Annotated in this window: 1 protein-coding gene; it reads left to right on the top strand. The window is 68.9% G+C overall.

Annotation, left to right across the window (positions count from 1 at the left end):
• Positions 1-380: glycoside hydrolase domain-containing protein (locus LPA54_RS42045; protein ID WP_228985591.1), on the top strand; the 380-nt coding region annotated here is incomplete at both ends.

Genomic DNA, 380 nt, shown 5'->3' with positions numbered 1-380 from the left:
TCCCCGCTGTTCACGAAGGTCACCGTGCACCTGGAGAACGGCCGCGAGCTGGTCGTCAAGGCGCCGAGGAACAGCGCGAAGAACGTGTACGTGCAGGGGCTGAAGGTCAACGGCAAGCGGTGGAACTCCACGGCGCTGCCGCACGCGGCGATCGCCGAGGGCGGCGTGCTGGAGTTCGACATGGGTCCGCGTCCCTCGTCGTGGGGCACCGGCAAGAACGCGGCGCCGGTGTCGATCACCCAGGTCGTCGAGGTGCCGGCGCCCCGCAAGGACGCCCTGAAGGGCGAGGGCGAGCTGTTCGACAACACGTCGGCGTCCGGCGCCTCGGTGTCCACCGTGGAACTACCCGTCACCGGGGACATCAAGGCGGTGCAGTACAC

Source organism: Streptomyces sp. DH12 (assembly GCF_020873895.1).
Classification (GTDB): domain Bacteria; phylum Actinomycetota; class Actinomycetes; order Streptomycetales; family Streptomycetaceae; genus Streptomyces.
Note: the sequence above shows the minus strand (reverse complement) of the source record. Positions and strands in the feature narration are given on the sequence as shown.